This window comes from Prevotella pallens ATCC 700821 (genome assembly GCF_000220255.1).
GTDB classification, from domain to species: Bacteria; Bacteroidota; Bacteroidia; order Bacteroidales; family Bacteroidaceae; genus Prevotella; species Prevotella pallens.
In genome coordinates, this window is sequence record NZ_GL982513.1 from 480315 (window position 1) to 498436 (window position 18122).

13 protein-coding genes are annotated in these 18122 nt (G+C 38.4%); 10 read left to right on the top strand and 3 right to left on the bottom strand.

Annotation, left to right across the window (positions count from 1 at the left end; translation table 11 throughout):
• Positions 1-11: 11 nt before the first annotated feature.
• Both HMPREF9144_RS01950 and HMPREF9144_RS01955 read right to left on the bottom strand, forming a co-directional pair.
• Complete coding sequence (locus HMPREF9144_RS01950; RefSeq protein ID WP_006044138.1) at positions 12-1910, bottom strand: 2-oxoacid:acceptor oxidoreductase subunit alpha; 1899 nt, start codon at positions 1908-1910, stop codon at positions 12-14.
• Positions 1911-2924: 1014 nt separating this feature from the next.
• Positions 2925-4859 (bottom strand): leucine-rich repeat domain-containing protein, encoded by a 1935-nt coding sequence (locus HMPREF9144_RS01955; protein WP_006044140.1) that lies wholly within the window; start codon positions 4857-4859, stop codon positions 2925-2927.
• Between the two features lie 408 nt (positions 4860-5267).
• Here HMPREF9144_RS01955 and dusB point away from each other — a divergent pair, with 408 nt between their 5' ends.
• The 7 genes from dusB to HMPREF9144_RS01990 all read left to right on the top strand — a co-directional run bounded on the left by dusB (position 5268) and on the right by HMPREF9144_RS01990 (position 10020).
• On the top strand, positions 5268-6239 hold the full coding sequence (dusB, locus tag HMPREF9144_RS01960; RefSeq protein WP_006044142.1) for a tRNA dihydrouridine synthase DusB: 972 nt from the start codon (positions 5268-5270) through the stop codon (positions 6237-6239).
• A 126-nt stretch (positions 6240-6365) separates the two neighbouring features.
• Complete coding sequence (ruvB, locus tag HMPREF9144_RS01965) at positions 6366-7400, top strand: Holliday junction branch migration DNA helicase RuvB (RefSeq protein ID WP_006044143.1); 1035 nt, start codon at positions 6366-6368, stop codon at positions 7398-7400.
• A 166-nt stretch (positions 7401-7566) separates the two neighbouring features.
• Positions 7567-8040, top strand: a complete 474-nt coding sequence (locus HMPREF9144_RS01970) for a DUF4252 domain-containing protein (RefSeq protein WP_006044144.1) — start codon at positions 7567-7569, stop codon at positions 8038-8040.
• Positions 8041-8050: 10 nt separating this feature from the next.
• A complete protein-coding gene (locus tag HMPREF9144_RS01975) occupies positions 8051-8542 on the top strand; it encodes a DUF4252 domain-containing protein (RefSeq protein ID WP_006044145.1) in 492 nt (163 codons plus the stop codon).
• 32 nt (positions 8543-8574) lie between these two features.
• The gene (locus HMPREF9144_RS01980; RefSeq protein WP_006044146.1) at positions 8575-9078 is read left to right on the top strand and encodes a GFO_1088 family ECF-type sigma factor; all 504 of its coding nucleotides are present in this window, start codon (positions 8575-8577) and stop codon (positions 9076-9078) included.
• Positions 9075-9569, top strand: coding sequence for a PG0215 family putative anti-sigma factor (locus HMPREF9144_RS01985; RefSeq protein ID WP_006044147.1), 495 nt, complete (start codon positions 9075-9077; stop codon positions 9567-9569). Before HMPREF9144_RS01980 ends, HMPREF9144_RS01985 begins: the two co-directional genes overlap by 4 nt.
• Before the next feature lies 1 nt (position 9570).
• A complete protein-coding gene (locus HMPREF9144_RS01990; protein WP_006044148.1) occupies positions 9571-10020 on the top strand; it encodes a DUF4252 domain-containing protein in 450 nt (149 codons plus the stop codon).
• Between the two features lie 290 nt (positions 10021-10310).
• Here HMPREF9144_RS01990 and HMPREF9144_RS01995 read toward each other — a convergent pair whose 3' ends face one another.
• Positions 10311-13016 carry a calcium-translocating P-type ATPase, PMCA-type gene (locus HMPREF9144_RS01995; RefSeq protein WP_040595360.1) on the bottom strand — a complete coding sequence of 902 codons (2706 nt, stop codon included), beginning with the start codon at positions 13014-13016 and terminating at the stop codon, positions 10311-10313.
• Between the two features lie 275 nt (positions 13017-13291).
• Here HMPREF9144_RS01995 and rimP point away from each other — a divergent pair, with 275 nt between their 5' ends.
• The 3 genes from rimP to infB all read left to right on the top strand — a co-directional run bounded on the left by rimP (position 13292) and on the right by infB (position 18028).
• A complete protein-coding gene (gene rimP / locus HMPREF9144_RS02000; protein ID WP_006044150.1) occupies positions 13292-13759 on the top strand; it encodes a ribosome assembly cofactor RimP in 468 nt (155 codons plus the stop codon).
• 4 nt (positions 13760-13763) lie between these two features.
• Positions 13764-15026, top strand: a complete 1263-nt coding sequence (nusA, locus tag HMPREF9144_RS02005) for a transcription termination factor NusA (RefSeq protein WP_006044151.1) — start codon at positions 13764-13766, stop codon at positions 15024-15026.
• Between the two features lie 113 nt (positions 15027-15139).
• Positions 15140-18028: a translation initiation factor IF-2 gene (infB, locus tag HMPREF9144_RS02010; RefSeq protein WP_006044152.1), complete on the top strand. Its 2889-nt coding sequence runs from the start codon at positions 15140-15142 to the stop codon at positions 18026-18028.
• The last annotated feature ends 94 nt before the right edge of the window (positions 18029-18122 follow it).

Below are 18122 nucleotides of genomic sequence, written 5' to 3' on the forward strand. Positions count from 1 at the left end.
TCTCTCCTTAATTATTGTAAGATCCTTGAATAGAATGTTCCACACTCATATTTAGGTGCTGGAAGTGTTAATAATCGCTCGAATCCCTGTACAAGCTCTTGCACAACAAATGGTTGTCCTTTCACTTGATTATACTGATATGGAGCAAAATTGTTTATACGAATGCGTAGTAAAGCTGCGAGCTGACCAAGGTTTTGTTCCGCAACAACAACTTTCTTATAGCGTGATAATACTTCTGGAGTATTCTTTGGTAGTGGGTTTACGTTTCTAAATTGTGCCAATGCTATTTTGTATCCTTTTGCACGGAGTTCTTGCATTGCTGAATAGAGGTGTCCATAGGTACTGCCGAAACCAACAATGAGTAAGTCTGCATCGTCTTTGTCGCCCTGAACTTCTAAATCGGGCACTGGAATGCGAGCAACTTTATCGAATCTTAGTTTATCCATGCGGTTATGATTTTCGGCATCTGTAGAAATAGCACCTGTCTTTCCATCTTTCTCTAATCCACCAAGAATATGCTCATATCCTTCCATACCTGGTACAGCCCAATAGCGTACATTGCTATATTCGTCGCGTTTGTAAGGCGTATATTTATAGCGTTGTGCTTCTGTTGCATAGTGCGGACGTATCTCTGGTAAGTCTTCCATATTTGGTAATTTCCACGCCGATGAGCCATTTGCTATGAAAGCATCTGTCAGTAATACGACTGGTGTCATGTGTTCGAGAGCCATTTTGCAGGCTTCAAAAGCTGCACTAAAACAGTCTGTAGGACTTGTTGCAGCTATTACTGGCATTGGGCTTTCTCCGTTTCTACCATACAGCACTTGCAGTAGGTCGGTTTGTTCGCTCTTTGTTGGTAGACCGGTTGATGGACCTCCTCGTTGTACATCAATAATAACGAGAGGTAATTCATCAATAACAGCCAGGTTGAGCGCTTCACTCTTCAAACAGATACCTGGGCCTGATGTTGATGTTGCAGCTAAAGCACCTGCGAATGCTGCACCAATAGATGAGGCTGCCGCTGAGATTTCGTCTTCGCATTGTACAGTAACAACCCCCATAGACTTATGTTTTGCCAGTTCATGAAGGATATCTGTGGCTGGAGTAATAGGATAAGAACCTAAGAAAAGTGTCAGACCAGCTTTTTCTGCAGCTGCCATTAAGCCGTATGCGGTTGCTTTATTACCTGTGATGTCCATGTATCGTCCTGGTACCTTCTCTTTTGTTTCAATACGATAGGTGTTAGGCACTGATGCATGAATGTTGTGTCCATAGTCGTAACCAGCAGCAACTACTTTAATATTGGCTTCTGCAATAGCCAACTTCTTTTTAAATTTGTCTAACAAGAAGTTGTTTACTAGTTCCAAATCGCGATTGAATAGCCAGCAAACTAAACCTAGTGCAAACATATTGCGGCACTTAAGCATAGATTTATTGTCCATGCCTGTATCGGCAAGACAGTCCTTCACCATCTTTGTAATAGGACAAGCCACTACACGATCTGGGTCTATACCCATTTCTTTTAGATAATCATCTGTTGAAAATTCTGCTTTCCTTAAGTCGCGTGGACTAAACGAATCGGTGTCAATAATAATTGTTCCTTGCGGCTTGCAGTTTTTATACTGCGTTTTAAGCGCGGCTGCATTCATTGCCACCAGTACATCGCATTTGTCTCCAGGCGTATAAACTTTACCCGCACCAATTTGGACTCTGTATCCACTTACTCCATTAAGCGAGCCTTGCGGGGCACGAATGTCAGCAGGATAGTCTGGGAAAGTAGAAATTCCGTTACCTACAGTAGCAGAAACATTTGAAAAGATGTTTCCAGCTAACTGCATTCCATCACCCGAGTCTCCGGAAAATAACACTACAACGTGTTCAAGCTCCTTCACTTCGATCTGTTCTTCCATAGAATCTTCTCTTTGTTTTAGTTATGGTTAGATTTCGGTGTAAAGGTCTATATAATAATTGAATTAACAAAATATTTTCTGATAAAAAAACGAACGAAAAATAGTATGTCGGGAAGTAGAAATTCACATTATGCTTAGTGTTTTTATATTAATACTTTTATTATAACATAAAAAACAACGTTATAGGTGCATAACGTTCTTAATATGATTGATTTATGTCAATTTTATAAGTTGCATTTTTTTTGTTTATAAGTCAAGAATTTTATAAAATTCGAAGATAATGGCACTTATAGTCTTCTAATAATGCAAACAGGATAAATATAGAGGAAAAGATTTTTTTGATTATTCTGTCTTAGTCAATTGACTTTGAAATAGTATTTTTTAGAGTGAAAAGTTATTGTAGACTCTGTAGAAATTAGGTGAGAAAAGTATAATCTGTGTTTATTGCTTATTTACCTATTAGGTAGAGTATATAAAATATGTAATAAAACTTAGTAAAATGTAGCTCTTTTGTTTCAGTCGTCTCCTACGTTCGTTTCAGACATCTGTCAGCATCGTTTCAGATATCTGTCAGTATCAAATTAGACGTCATTACAATTTAGAGCCTTTATGTTCTTATATTATAATAGCTGAGCGATATGTATTTAGCTGAAGATTATGCCTTTCCTTATTCTGCAATATTTTGCTTTAGGTATTATTATAAGCTTCTGTTTTTCAATATTCTATTCCCTATGTGGTTGTATGTGGCTGGAATCTATTACAACAATCTTCTTTTCTACGCAGCCTTCTTTTTGTTTAAATGGTTCATTGTATACCAATACCTTGATATTTTAGCATCTTTTTTCGTGTACATTGTTTTTTGAGATGTTTAGTATATATGTACAAACAAACTGTCTACAGCTTTCTTCCAATGTAGTTGGTTATTCATTGAGAGAGTGTGTAGACAGTCTGTATATATATTAATAATGTATATAGCGTTTACTCAATAAAGTCTCTATAAATAGATGTCTTTTATTAGCATCTTATTTTTATAACAGTATCGTTTTGCTTTATTATAATAAGGTGTCCTGTAGATAATGATATTTCTGCATTGCCATTAGCGTCGGTCATACCAGTATAGAGCATTTTTCCCAATACATCGTAAATCTGGTAATCTGTTTCGGGTTGCAATCCCATTATAACTATATTACCATTGTGTTTCACCACTTTCACAGCTTCTGTTTGTACATTCCGAATGCCATTATCTATATCGAATATGGCAGCAAGCACTCCATATTGCTGTATTTTAAATGTATTGGCTGTAATATCTTCACCATTAAGCATTATTTTAACCAGTTTATAGCCCTTTATTGGAGAGGTCTCTATTTTTACCTCTTTACCTTTTTCTATAGGTGTCCATTCTGGAATGTCTTTGCCATCAACCAATGTTTTAAACGAGCCTTGTGGGTTGTCTTCGAAGCGTAGCCGTACAGTGTTACACCCAGTACCATTGCCATCAACATTAGTAGTCCAGTTCTTTCCTTCTAACAGTGCATTATCGCAAGTAGACGAACCTGTATTACCTTTTATTTGTAGAGAGGCCTCGTCTTCCTTTTGCGCTTTTTGCAATGTAAATAGAATGTCGTTAATAGCACAAGCATCGAGTTGATTGTTGTCTAAGTCGAGCTTACGAAGCAGAGTATTCTTTGAAAGGTCTATGTGTGTGAGTTGATTACCCGACAAGTCAAGAAACTTTAGCTTAGGAAACTTTGTTACATCTATTTCTTTCATACCACAACTCTCCATATCAATCCACTTTAGAGCAGGCTTATTGCTTAAGTCAGGAAAAGTTGTATAGTTGTTGTTTCCTGCTGTTAAGTTCTCAAGTTTTGGGTTATTGCTGAGGTCCAATTCTGTTAAACCCATACCAGCACACGCCAACACTTCGAGGCTATGATTTTGTTTGGTATCTAATGTCCCCACATTATTATAACTACCGTAGAACTCTTTTAGACTTTTAAGTTTGCTAAGGTCGATGGTAGTCAAACGATTGTCGGTGATGGCAAGTTCGCGCAGTTTAGGAAGTTGAGACAAATCTAGCTCTGTAATCTTGTTCATCATAAGGTCGAGCACCTCCAAATTATCGTTCTTCCCTAACTCACAAGTTACTAATTTACCAGCTTGTGCCTTGAAAGCAATTACATCTGCATATACTTTAATAACATCGTTAGGCTCCACTTCCAACTGAATAGAATTTGTTACATTCTTATTCAGCGTGTAATCGTTCTTTTGCCCCTTATGCTCTATTTGAATACTCTGGTTATCATTAACACCTTGTAGTTCTAAATACAAATACATAGGTTTCGGTTCGTCATCTTCATCGTATTCAATCTTCGCACTCGGATCTACCTTTAAGGTGAAGTTTGGCTTATCCATAGGCGTTTCTGCTCCAGGTTCAGGGTCTCCGTTCTTTACACAATAAACCATCGCTTTCCAACCAGGCATAGTTGTTGCGGCGTAGCAAGCAACCGACAGACCGCCATCTGTAGCAGTAGAACTTATTCTAATAGGTAACTTTTCAGGATTTTCCTTAATTATTTTAAGAGGATCTTGCTTCGCCCAACCCCACAAGTAGTCTCCGCTATCCTCGTCTCTTTCGCACGAAAGCTCGATTAAACCGTTGTAAATGCGCAGCTCGTCGCCTTGTCCAAATTCTACATTCTCGAATATAACCGTGATATGTGAATCCGAATTCTTCGGTCTTAATCGTTGGAGCGTGTAAGCATAGTTGCCTCGCATACCCTTTTCTGGTCCGCCGTAGTCGTAAAACTCCATTGGCTTTCCTTGTTCAATCTCCTTTTCAAACCATGGTCCTTCACTTCCAGGTTGGAATATCCAGCCTGCACTTTGTCCGAATGTAGTTAGTATCCCTATCATTAAGAATACAAAAGATAAATAGATTTTCTTCATACTTGTAATGCTTTAGTTTGTTTAATTATAACTATTGATATTTCATATTGTTTGTTTGCATACTTAAAAGTATAGCAGAATATTGCAAATGTACTGATTATTATACAGACATGCAAAAATAATGGTGCTTTTATTGTAATTGTGCGAATAACCGTTGTTGGTCTATTAGTGTTTTGAAAGTTTGTTTCCCCTTATATAATTAGGTGGAAACAGTTTAGGTAAAACCTTCTAATATCCATTATGATATAAGCCAAATGTTGTTATTTCTTCTTCTACGAGCTATCATCTTCGCTATAGATAATTAATATTGCGAATTAATATGCTTGAACATATTCAGTCAATATTAATAGTCTTTGTTAGTACGCTTTTAAAACTTGCAATTCGAATAAAAAGCACTACCTTTGCAGTATGAAAATAGGAACGATAGATTTTGGTGAACGTCCTTTGTTTTTGGCACCAATGGAAGATGTAACCGATATAGGCTTTCGTAAGATGTGTAAACGCTTTGGCGCTGCAATGGTCTATACAGAGTTTGTGTCGGCAGATGCCATTATACGCAGTATAAAATCAACACTCAATAAGATTGTTATCGATGAAGATGAGCGCCCGGTGGGTATTCAAATATACGGGAAAGATGTAGATTCGATGGTTGAGGCAGCTAAAATCGTAGAGCGTGTAAACCCCGATGTAATCGACATAAATTTCGGTTGCCCAGTAAAGAAAGTAGCAAATAAAGGAGCAGGTTCTGGTATGTTGAGGAATATACCACTGTTGTTAGAGATAACACGCGAAGTTGTGAAGGCTGTACATACACCTGTTACAGTGAAAACACGTTTAGGGTGGGACGATAACAACCTTGTTATAACAGAATTAGCCGAACAACTTCAAGACTGTGGCATACAGGCACTGACTATACATGGTCGTACCCGCGCACAAATGTATACAGGAGAAGCCGATTGGACACTTATTGGTGAAGTGAAAAACAACCCTCGTATACACATACCAATTATAGGAAATGGCGATGTAACCAGTGTTTCTGACGCCCAAGAACGGTTTAATCGTTATGGAGTAGATGCCATAATGATAGGCAGGGCTACTTTTGGCTGTCCGTGGCTGTTTAGTGAAACAGCTGAGGTGGGCATAAACCAACTTACTTTGGACGATAAAATTGATGTGTTAGAGGAGATGTTGCGTATTAATGTAGATAAAATAGACGAGTATAGAGGTATACTACATACTCGCCGACATCTTGCAGCGTCGCCCATTTTTAAAGGTGTTCCCGACTTCAAACAAATGCGTATTGCAATGCTTAAAGCAAACAAAATGGACGAACTCATCGGTATATTAGAGATTTGTAGAGAACGTCTGAGAAACAGCTAAAATATATATAGCTCCGAAAAACAACTACTGTTTTATTTCTGAATCAAAGTTGTTTCTCGTTTTTAATGGCTATCTTTGCAAAAAATAAGTCTATTTATTTGTAATAAAGACAGACATAAAGAAAGTATGAATGAAGATTTCGATATAAGAGAGGAACGAATAACGACAGCCGAAAAGGAGTTTGAAAACGCCTTGCGACCACCAAAGTTCGATGACTTTAGTGGACAAAATAAGGTGGTAGAGAACCTCCACGTGTTTGTTGAAGCTGCCAAATACCGTGGCGAACCACTTGACCACACGTTGCTTCACGGCCCTCCCGGACTGGGGAAAACCACGTTGAGCAACATTATTGCTAATGAGCTGGGAGTGGGTTTTAAAATTACTTCGGGACCAGTTCTTGATAAACCTGGCGATTTGGCTGGTATTCTTACATCTCTTGAGCCTAACGATGTGTTGTTTATTGATGAAATTCACCGTCTTTCGCCCGTTGTAGAAGAATATCTTTACTCTGCAATGGAGGATTACAGAATTGATATAATGATAGACAAAGGTCCATCGGCACGCTCCATTCAGATAGATTTAAATCCGTTTACACTTGTGGGAGCAACAACCCGCAGTGGACTACTTACAGCGCCTTTGCGAGCTCGTTTTGGCATTAATTTGCACTTAGAGTATTACGACCCTGATACCTTGAGCCGCATTATAAAGCGTTCTGCACGTTTGCTGAAAGTACCAATTGATGACGATGCTGCAATAGAAATAGCTCGCCGTTCGCGTGGCACGCCTCGTATTTGTAATGCTCTGTTGCGTCGTGTGCGTGATTTCGCACAGGTAAAAGGTAATGGAACTATCGATCATACGATAGCAAAATCATCGTTGCAATCGTTGAATATCGATAAATATGGTCTCGATGAGATAGACAACAAGATACTTCTTACCATTATTGATAAGTTTCGCGGAGGTCCTGTTGGTGTTTCTACTATAGCAACTGCAATAGGCGAAGATGCTGGTACATTAGAAGAAGTCTACGAACCCTATCTAATTATGGAAGGTTTTATTAAACGAACACCACGTGGACGTATGGCAACAGAGCTGGCTTACGAGCATCTTGGTAAGTCGCTACGTGGCTCTACGGTAAGCGAACCATCACTATTTGAATAATGAAAGCCCAGCACATAAATACTGTGTCTGGGCTTTTAGTTTATTGGGCGATAGCTAAGAAAAAATAAAATAGTGTATAAAAAACTGTTTTCACTGCCACAAAAATGCAACAAATTACGTCTATACCAATACAAACATATTAGAAACTTTTTAAAAGAATACGATTATGAGAACAATTCTTATTTCATTTGCCCTTCTTGTGGTAAGTATGGTGTGTAAAGCACAGGATATAAATAGCATTTTCGATAAGTTTAAACATCGCGATAACGTAGTTTTCGTTGATGTCCCAAAGGAGTTAATATCGCTTGGATTAAAGAGCTCAGGAAATAAAGAAAGTGAAAAGTGGGCAAAAAAGATAGACCATCTGCGTATACTTACTCTCGAAGATGCTAATCGTTCTACTAAACGAGACTTTAAGAAAATGATAGAAACATTCAGCTGGAAAGACTATAATGATATTGTAAAGGTGAATGATAATGGAGAAAAGGTGCGAATAATGACTCAGGGAACAGATGAACTTATTAAACGTCTCATAATTTGCTCTTTCGATAAAGAAGATTGTGTTCTGGTTGTAATAGATGGAAGTATCTTGCCAAAAGATATAGATGGAATAGTAAACGATACTACTATAGGAAAGTGAAAGTAAGGTTATGAAACGACTGCTTGTTATCTTTTTTCTTATCATCAATTGTTGTGTGCTCAACGTAACTGCGCATACCGATGATGATGTAAATAGTTTGATGACAACTTTTAAGACCGTAAAGAATGCCGATTATCACCATATTGGGAGTTTGTTGTTTACACTTGCAAAGGTGGCAGTAAAAGGTGAGGATAGTTCTGGTTACGATGCTCTGAACTATATTAGTTCTATTAAAGTATTAGATTTGAGCAACTGTTCCGACAATGTGAAAAATAAGTTTTGGACTCGTGCAAAGCGTATAAACGATAATAGGTATCAGGAACTTGTAAGACAAAGTACAAAGGACGGTTTTACCGATATATTGGTACGAATGAAGGGTAGCGTAGTACGCGAACTTATAATTGTCTCTGCTGGTTCTAATGATGGCACTCTTGTTATGATAAGAGGTAAGATACCGTTAGATAAACTTAGCGATGTTATCGATAGCCAACACAAGAAGTAGACAAGATAAACTCTCTCACGAAATAGTTATAAATGGAAGCCTCGCAGTTCAAAGCAATCTTCTTGCCATGTCATCGCAAACTTTATGTGGTGGCATGGCATCTTACTAGAAATAAACAGGCTGCCGAAGACTTGATACAAGAAACCTTTCTGCGTTTGTGGACACGTCGCCATCTACTTACAGATATAGAAAATCCAGAGGCGTATAGCATTATGACGCTACGTAGGATATTCTACGATGTGAAACGCATAAAGCACATTGAGGAAACCGAAAACGATGTAAGTGCAATGCAATATAGTGGGGAAACCAACGATCTGAACGATTGCATAGAAGCCAAAGACCAATGGCAACGTATAAGAGCTATGATACTCGCACTGCCCGATCCACAAGGAAGGGTGATGCTTATGCGCGATGTGGAGGGACGAACATACGAAGAAATAAGTGCCGAAACTGGACTCACGGAGGTTAATTTACGTTCTGTTTTGAGTAGGGCTCGAAAAAAGATAAGAGAAAAGATAAAGAATATAAAGCGATGATAGATAAGAAGGAAACAAAGAAATTATTAGAACGGTTTTACTGTGGATTAACCGATGAAACCGAAGAAAAACATCTTGCGGAGTACTTCTGTAGTAATGAAGTAGACGAGGAATTGCGCGAGGATGCCAAAATATTTCTTGCGCTGCAACAAAACATTGCCATCGAAGTTCCATTTGATTTAGAACACAAAATAGAACGACAAATAAACCAATGGAATATGGTAGAGCTTACGGCACGTAAAGAGATACGCAAGAGTGGTTTACGTTGGGTGGTAGGCATAGCTGCTAGTATATTGCTGTTACTGGGAGTAGGTATTTTTATCGATGAAACTGGGGAAAAACAGTTGTCGGACATAGAAAGAATGGATACATTTGATAACCCCGAAGATGCATACGCTACAGCAAACAAAGCACTCACAAAGTTCTCCGTATCGCTCAACAAAGGACTGGAAGCAATCAATAACGTAACAAAACAATCAACAGACAGATAAAATGAAGAAGATATTACTAATTTTACTATTCAGCTTCGCATTTAATTTTGTTTTTGCACAGCAAGCATTCTTCGACAGGTATAACGATAAGGAAGGTGTATCGACTATTTATATTTCGGCGACAATGTTGAAAATGATGGGGAACGTACAAGCAGGCAATAAAGATATAACGCGCATTGCAAAGCGGTTAGACCATATTCAGGTGTTGCATTGCGAACGTCCGTCGCTCGTTAACAGTATAAGAAATGCAGCTTTCGCTTATTATAAGCAAGCCAAATATATTGTTGTAATGAAAACGAAGAACAATGGTGATGATGTTACAATTTACGAAAAGAAATACAAGAACGGTAAAAACGAATATGTACTGCTGACAGTAGAACGTGGCGAGTTTACTATTGTAAACCTGTTAGGTCGTGTCTCGTTAGAAGAAATTCAAGCTATTGCGAAGTGATTCGTTTTCATTTTATTTCACAACTTTAAGGTCTTTCTAATTTATCAGTTTGTATTTTACAAAAAAACAGATATCTGTCCCGAATGTGATAGACATCTAAAACGAACGCGACAGACATCTAAAACGAACGTGACAGATATCTAAAACATACGTGATAGACGTCTAAAAAGAAAGTAGCATTTTATAGCCACTCCTTTGAGGTGCTAATAAGGCTGTGATTATACCGATGAAACCGTCCATATATTCATATTAGAGTGTAGTCCATTTCTCTATTTTACTCAAGTAAACTCTTACGATTTCTTTTTAGCAGTAAGCCATCTGAAAATTTCGCCAAGTAGCAGTACCCCCGAAGAAGTTACAATAATAATTGACCAATCAATAAGTTTTAATGGCGTTACATTAAACATCTGGCCACCTAATTCTACAATGAGAACTTGTCCAATGAGAATCATTAGCACAATAAGTCCAAAACCACGACACTCTTTAAAATGAAAAGCACTTTGGTTTGTTGCAAAAGCACGAGCATTAAACATATTCCAGAACTGCAACATTACAAACATGGTGAAGAAGAGACTTAACTCGTAAGGAGTAAGTTCTTTATGATTACTGAGTTTGAAATGCAATAAATCGGTCATTTGTGTAATATCCGAATATTCTAAAATATATAGGAAACCTAATAGAGAAAGAAAGAAAATTCCACCCAACGCAATAATACGTGTCCACATATTGCGTGTTATAATAAATGCGTTACGATTGCGTGGTGGGTTGTTCATAACCTGTTGTGATGGTGGCAAAGATGCCAGTGCCATTGCTGCAAAAGTATCCATAATAAGGTTTACCCACAACATTTGAGTAACTGTAAGCGGACTATGGGTGCCCATGAATGCACCAGCCAAAACAATGAGACAGGCTACAACATTTACAGTAAGTTGAAAAAGAATGAAACGCTGAATGTTTCGGTATAAGCTGCGTCCCCACATTACGGCACGACCAATAGAAAGGAAAGAATTGTCTATAATAGTAATGTCAGAAGCCTCTTTAGCAACACTTGTTCCGTCGCCCATAGATAATCCAACATGAGCAGCTTTTAATGCAGGAGCATCGTTCGTACCGTCGCCCGTAACAGCTACAATCTGATTGAGTGATTGCAAACTCTCTACCAAGCGTTTTTTGTCCATTGGTTTTGCACGTGCTATAATTTTTAGGTCGAACACACGCTGTCTCAGCTCTTCATCTGTAAGCGCCTCGAATTCTGGTCCAGTGATAATGTTTTTGTCGGTATCATTAGATGTCCACAATCCCACTTGTTTTGCTATTTCTTTTGCAGTGCCAGGCGTATCGCCAGTTACAATCTTTACACTGATTCCTGCATCAATACATTCTTTAACAGCAGCAGGAACTTCCTTGCGTACTGGGTCTGAGATGGCAACAATACCTAAGAAACAACAATTTACGGCAATGTCCGTTTCGCCATTTATTATTTTAGGAATAACGCCAGGTGCCAACTTAACAGATGTAGTTTGTGGTAGTTCAAGATAAGCAAATCCTAAGGTGCGCATAGCCTGACTTTGCCATGTTTGCAGTTGTGTAAAAATTTCGGGCCACGACCTGTTATCAGCCAGCGATGTGCAATATTGTTTAATAATATCGGTTGCACCTTTTATATATAAGATAGTTTTATTAGGGAGTAGGGTAGATCGAACCAGTGTAGCCATATACTTTCGGTCGGTAGAGAATGGAAGTTCGTCTACAATTTCAATATCATCGCGTATTTGCTGATAATCATATCCCTGATCGCGAAGCCACAAAAGTAAGGCTCCTTCAGTAGGGTTGCCCAAAGCAACAGGTTTTTCAGGATTGGAAAGGTCGAGCGATGCAGTAGAATTAACGGCAATGCCTTCTTTTAATAAGGCGTCGATAGTAACATCATCTCTATTGGCTTGCAAAGCGTAAACACGCATTTGATTTTGCGTGAGCGTACCAGTCTTATCGGTGCATATTACAGTTGTAGCCCCCATCGTTTCACATGCGTGTAACTTTCTTACAAGATTACTTGTTTGAAGCATTCTACGCATAGAGTAAGCCAAACTCAATGTAACCGCCATTGGTAGCCCTTCAGGAACAGCAACCACAATGAGTGTTACACAAATCATAATACTATCTAAGAGATACTGAATGAAATGTACCCAAGTAAAAGAATATTCGTTAAAGAACATTAGTACACGACCTGCCAAAATTAATACACCCAAAGCATAGCTTGCCCATGTAATGAGTGTTCCAAGTTTGTTTAATTGCTCTGTTAGAGGAGTTTTAACACTATTGTCTATCTGTGCAGCAGTGAATACTTTACCATTTTCGGTAGCATCGCCTACAGCCGTAACACGAAAAATTCCATGACCTTCCATTACTTTCGTACCGCGCAAAACAAAATTAGAGGGGAAGGTTGCGTTGCTATCAAATTCTTCGTGCTTAGTGCTCTTTCTGCAAATAGGTTCACCAGTCAGCGAAGACTCATCTACACTTAATGCAACAGCTTTGAGAAGTTCTCCATCAGCAGGAATATTTTCTCCAGTATTGAGTAGAACGATATCGCCTACAACAATTTCTCGCTTAGGAACATTTGTTGTATTGCCATTTCTCATTACTTCTACAAGTTCGTCGTCGTCTACTTTATTGAGTATGGAGAAAGCTTTATTAGCCCTTTCTTCGAAAAAGAAAGCTAATCCGGTTGCAAGTAAGATAGCAATGAAAATGCCTACAGGCTCAAAAAACACCTGTGTCCCTTCGTTAAGACCAAAATATTCGTAACATGATATACCAACAGAGAAAACGCCCGCAATAAGAAGAATGACAATAAGAGGGTCGTTAAATTTCGCAATAAATTTTTTCCATATAGGAGTCTGTATTGGTGGAGTTAATACATTATCTCCGAATTTAGCTCTGTTTTCCTTAACCTCTTGTTCGCTCAGTCCTGAATAATGTTGTTTGTGTTCCATAAAAAATATCCAATGAGTTGCAAAGGTAATTAATTTATAATGAATACTATTCTGGTTTTGATAAGAAAGTACTTTGATATAAAGAAAAGTTATAAAATATTTGGTAGTCAGTATATTTATTGCTAACTTTGCACCGTTCAGAGGAATGAGGAGCTTTAAAGAGTTCCTCATTTTTCATATCTTTTAGTGAGATAGATTGTTTGTTTTTCAAAATCTATTTTAAGATTAAGATATGGTTTTAGAACCAGTGGACAACAAAGACACTTTAGACGTATATGATAGATAAAAACATTGTAAGACGGCTTGTAGACGAATGGTTGGAAGGTAAAGAATACTTTCTAGTTGATATTCAGATAAGTCCTGATAGTAAAGTTGTAGTTGAAATAGACCACGCTGATGGTGTATGGATAGAAGATTGCGTAGAGTTAAGTAAGTTTATAGAAGAAAATCTCTCACGTGATGAAGAAGATTACGAACTTGAAGTAGGCTCAGCTGGATTAGGGCAACCCTTCAAAGTACCACAACAATACATAAACTTTATAGGAAAAGAAGTTGAAGTGTTAGACCACGATGGGCGTAAAGTGAGTGGGATTTTAAAAAGTGTTGATGGAAATAAATTTGTTGTTTCGGTCAATGAGAAAGTACACGTGGAAGGTAAGAAACGTCCTGTAAAGATGGATGTAGACCATGAGTACGATATGAATGAAGTAAAATACACAAAATATCTAATTAGTTTCAAGTAGAACTATGGCAGCAAGAAAAGAAGAAGAACGTCCGAATATGATTGAGACCTTCAAAGAATTTAAGGATACGAAGAGCATCGATCGTACTACATTAGTAAGCGTTTTGGAAGAGAGCTTCCGTAACGTAATTGCTAAGAAATATGGATCAGACGAAAACTTTGATGTTATTGTAAACCCAGATAAAGGAGATTTAGAAATATATCGAAACCGTGTTGTTGTGGCAGACGGTGAGGTGCAAGACGAGAATAAAGAAATTAGTTTGACTGACGCGCAGAAAATAGAACCAGACTACGAAGTTGGGGAAGATGTTTCCGAACCCGTGAACTTTGCTAAGTTTGGTCGTCGGGCAATTCTAAACCTTCGTCAAACATTAGCTTCGAAAGTATTAGAGTTAGAGCACGACTCTTTATACAATAAATACAAAGACCGCGTTGGACAAATAATTTCGGGAGAAGTATATCAGGTTTGGAAGCGAGAGGTGTTACTTGTAGATGAGGAGAATAATGAGCTAATTCTTCCTAAAGGTGAACAAATTCCGCGCGACCAATATCGTAAGGGCGAAACTATACGTGCTGTGATTTTGCGCGTTGATAACGATAATAATAATCCGAAAATAATCCTTTCGCGTACCGCACCAACTTTCTTGGAACGTTTGCTCGAAGCAGAAGTTCCAGAAATAGAAGATGGATTGATTAGTATAAAAGGTATAGCACGTATGCCTGGTGAACGCGCAAAAATAGCTGTAGAAAGCTACGATGACCGTATTGATCCTGTTGGAGCTTGCGTAGGTGTACGTGGTAGTCGTGTTCATGGCATTGTGCGTGAACTTTGCAACGAGAACATTGATGTTATAAATTGGACAGCTAATACAAAACTATTTGTACAACGTGCTTTGTCTCCTGCTAAGGTAAGTAGCCTTACTATCGATGAAGAAGAGAAAAAGGCTGAAGTGTTCTTACAGCCTGAAGAGGTTAGCTTAGCAATCGGACGTAGTGGTATGAATATAAAGTTAGCGAGTATGCTGACAGGTTATACTATTGATGTATTCCGTGAACTCGATGAACAAACAGCAGAAGAAGATATCTACCTAGATGAGTTCTCAGATGAAATAGATAAATGGGTAATTGATGCTATAAAGTCTATAGGTCTTGATACGGCTCGTCAGGTATTGAATGCTCCTCGTGAAATGCTGATTGAAAAGGCAGACCTCGAAGAAGAGACTGTTGATAACATTTTGAATATCCTCAGAGCGGAGTTTGAAAGTTAGGTGTCTGCGAACAGATACAATGATAAACGTCTTTTTATAAAACTATTGTAGTATCTGTTTTTTAGTTCGAGAGCAAAAACATAACACCACATTCAAAAAAGAAAGAAATATTAATGAGCATCAGATTAAACAAAGCAATTCGAGAACTAAATATAGGACTCCAAACGGCAGTGGAGTTCTTGGAAAAGAGACCAGAACTGGGAGAAGTGAAAGGAGATCAAAACTTCAAACTTAGCGATGAACAATTTAAAGCGCTTGAAAAGGAGTTTAAACCCGATCAGGTTGTAAAGAATGATGCTGCTAAAATCTTCCAAAAGAAGCAGAAAGATAAAGTACGCACGAAGAAAGCATTTGAACCAAAGAAGGAAACAGTTACGAAACAAGAACTTCCAAAAATTAAGACTCTTGGAAAAATAGATCTTGAACAGTTGAATAAACCTACGGCAAAAGTGCCTGTTGCTTCGAAGGAAAAGAAAGATAGAAAGAACGATGCAGGAATTAATAAACAACAGACGACAGTCGGAAAGAAGACAGAGTCGAATGCATCTAAAGAGGAAAAAGTTGTTGAGGTGAAAGCTGCCGTACAAGAGAAGGTCGAAGAAATTCGAACACTAGCAACTGCAAAGGAAAGCTCAGAGAAAGCTGAAAATACGCAGAAGGCCGATATATCTACATCGGAAACCTTAAAGAAGGAACCTATGGTTGAAAAAGAAAAGAACGAGACGAAGATTGAAAAAGAAATTACAGCTGAAGATAATGGCATATTCCAAACATCAAATGAGAAGAAAATGCTAAATCAGCCGAAGGTAAATATCTTAGGTAAAATAGACCTTAGTAGTATAAACCAAAGCACACGCCCAAAGAAAAAGACGAAAGAGGAACGCAGAAAAGAGCGTGAAGATAAGTCTGTGCAAAATGCACAGGGCAAGAAGAAGCGTGTCCGTATAAATAAGGAACGCGTAGATATAAATGCTGCTGCAAATCAACAACAAGGTGGTAAGCGTAGTGGAAAAAAGAATACTAACGACAATAATAACAATAGCAAAAATGCTACTGGTGGAAAGAAAAGGCATAACCGTAGTCAGAAACCATTAGAGGTTGATGATGAAGCTGTAGCACGCCAGGTAAAAGAAACACTTGCACGTCTCACAAGTAAGAGTCAAAATAAGAAAGGTGCTAAATATCGTAAAGAGAAGCGCGAGGCTGTTCAAGAACGATTGAGCGCAGAGGCTAAGGCAGAACGCAAGGAAAGTAAGATACTGAAACTTACAGAGTTTGTTACTGTTTCAGAGTTGGCTACTATGATGAATTTACCTGTAACGCAGGTTATCTCAACTTTGATGTCTGTAGGTATTATGGTGTCAATAAATCAGCGTCTTGATGCCGAGACAATTAATTTGGTAGCTGATGAATTTGGATTTAAGACAGAATATGTAAGTGCTGAAGTGCAAGAAGCTATTAGCGAAGACGTGGACGAAGAAACCGACCTTGTAAGCCGTGCGCCTATTGTAACAGTGATGGGACACGTAGACCATGGTAAAACTTCGTTGCTCGACCATATTCGAAATACCAATGTAATTGCTGGCGAAGCTGGTGGTATTACACAGCATATTGGTGCTTATAGTGTAACGTTAAAGAATGGTCGTAAAGTAACATTCCTTGATACTCCTGGACACGAAGCATTTACAGCTATGCGTGCTCGTGGTACTCAGGTAACAGATATTGCTATCATTATTATTGCTGCTGATGACTCTGTTATGCCTACAACTAAGGAAGCAATTGCACATGCCCAAGCAGCAGGCGTACCAATGGTATTTGCCATTAACAAGATTGATAAACCTGGTGCAAATCCAGATAAAATACGTGAAGACTTATCGCAAATGAACCTCCTTGTAGAAGAGTGGGGTGGAAAGTATCAATGTCAGGAAATAAGTGCAAAGAAAGGTTTAGGCGTTGCAGACTTGCTTGATAAGGTCTTACTCGAAGCTGATATGCTTGATTTGAAAGCTAATCCTAATCGCAATGCAACTGGAACAGTAATAGAATCTTCATTGGATAAAGGACGTGGTTATGTCAGCACAGTACTTGTTTCTAATGGTACATTGAAGATAGGCGATAATATTATTGCAGGAACTTCATGGGGTCGTATTAAGGCAATGTTCAACGAACGTAATCAGCGTGTAGAAAAGGCTGGTCCTGCCGAACCAGTTATTATACTAGGATTGAATGGTGCACCAACTGCTGGCGATACTTTCCATATTATGGAAACAGAGCAAGAGGCACGCGATATTGCCAATAAACGTGAACAGTTACAGCGTGAACAAGGTTTGCGTACTCAGACACGTTTGACCTTGTCAGATATATCTCATCGAATAGCTCGTGGTGAGTTCCATGAAATGAATATTATAGTAAAGGGCGATACCGATGGTTCTATCGAAGCACTTTCAGATTCATTTATCAAACTGTCTACTGAAAAAGTAAAAGTAAATGTAATTAGCAAGGCTGTCGGACAGATTTCTGAAAATGATGTGATGCTCGCTGCCGCTTCCGATGCCGTAATTGTTGGCTTCCAAGTACGCCCTTCTGCAGATGCTCGTAAATTGGCAGAGCGTGATGGAGTAGAAATTAATACCTATTCGGTTATTTACGATGCGATTGACGATGTAACTTCAGCGATGGTTGGAATGCTTGATAAGGTAAAGAAGGAAATAGTTACTGGTCAGGTAGAAGTACAACAAGTGTTCAAAATATCTAAGGTCGGAACTGTGGCTGGTTGTGTAGTTACAGAAGGTAAAGTTCACAGTAAAGACAAAGGACGTGTTATTCGCGATGGTATTGTTGTTCATACTGCAGCTATAAGCGCTTTGAAGCGTTATAAAGACGATGTAAAAGAAGTTGTAACAGGATTGGAATGTGGTATTTCTCTTGTTAATTACAACGACCTCCAAGCTGGTGATATGATAGAAACATTCACAGAAATAGAGGTAGAACAAAAACTTTAAGACTGATGTGCCAAGCCGCCTCTCATTTCCAAAGGAAAAGTGAGGCGGCTTGATTTTTGGTAACAAATGTGATATGTAAGAGTATCGGCACAAT

What these genes read in the sequence shown, in the direction of transcription:
- dusB (WP_006044142.1), top strand. Translation starts at nt 5,268, where the DNA reads ATGAAAATAGGAACGATAGATTTTGGTGAACGTCCTTTGTTTTTGGCA.
- HMPREF9144_RS01975 (WP_006044145.1), top strand. Translation starts at nt 8,051, where the DNA reads ATGAAACGACTGCTTGTTATCTTTTTTCTTATCATCAATTGTTGTGTG.
- HMPREF9144_RS01990 (WP_006044148.1), top strand. Translation starts at nt 9,571, where the DNA reads ATGAAGAAGATATTACTAATTTTACTATTCAGCTTCGCATTTAATTTT.
- HMPREF9144_RS01955 (WP_006044140.1), bottom strand. Translation starts at nt 4,859, where the DNA reads ATGAAGAAAATCTATTTATCTTTTGTATTCTTAATGATAGGGATACTA.
- HMPREF9144_RS01950 (WP_006044138.1), bottom strand. Translation starts at nt 1,910, where the DNA reads ATGGAAGAACAGATCGAAGTGAAGGAGCTTGAACACGTTGTAGTGTTA.
- HMPREF9144_RS01985 (WP_006044147.1), top strand. Translation starts at nt 9,075, where the DNA reads ATGATAGATAAGAAGGAAACAAAGAAATTATTAGAACGGTTTTACTGT.
- HMPREF9144_RS01970 (WP_006044144.1), top strand. Translation starts at nt 7,567, where the DNA reads ATGAGAACAATTCTTATTTCATTTGCCCTTCTTGTGGTAAGTATGGTG.
- HMPREF9144_RS01980 (WP_006044146.1), top strand. Translation starts at nt 8,575, where the DNA reads ATGGAAGCCTCGCAGTTCAAAGCAATCTTCTTGCCATGTCATCGCAAA.
- rimP (WP_006044150.1), top strand. Translation starts at nt 13,292, where the DNA reads ATGATAGATAAAAACATTGTAAGACGGCTTGTAGACGAATGGTTGGAA.
- ruvB (WP_006044143.1), top strand. Translation starts at nt 6,366, where the DNA reads ATGAATGAAGATTTCGATATAAGAGAGGAACGAATAACGACAGCCGAA.
- infB (WP_006044152.1), top strand. Translation starts at nt 15,140, where the DNA reads ATGAGCATCAGATTAAACAAAGCAATTCGAGAACTAAATATAGGACTC.
- nusA (WP_006044151.1), top strand. Translation starts at nt 13,764, where the DNA reads ATGGCAGCAAGAAAAGAAGAAGAACGTCCGAATATGATTGAGACCTTC.
- HMPREF9144_RS01995 (WP_040595360.1), bottom strand. Translation starts at nt 13,016, where the DNA reads ATGGAACACAAACAACATTATTCAGGACTGAGCGAACAAGAGGTTAAG.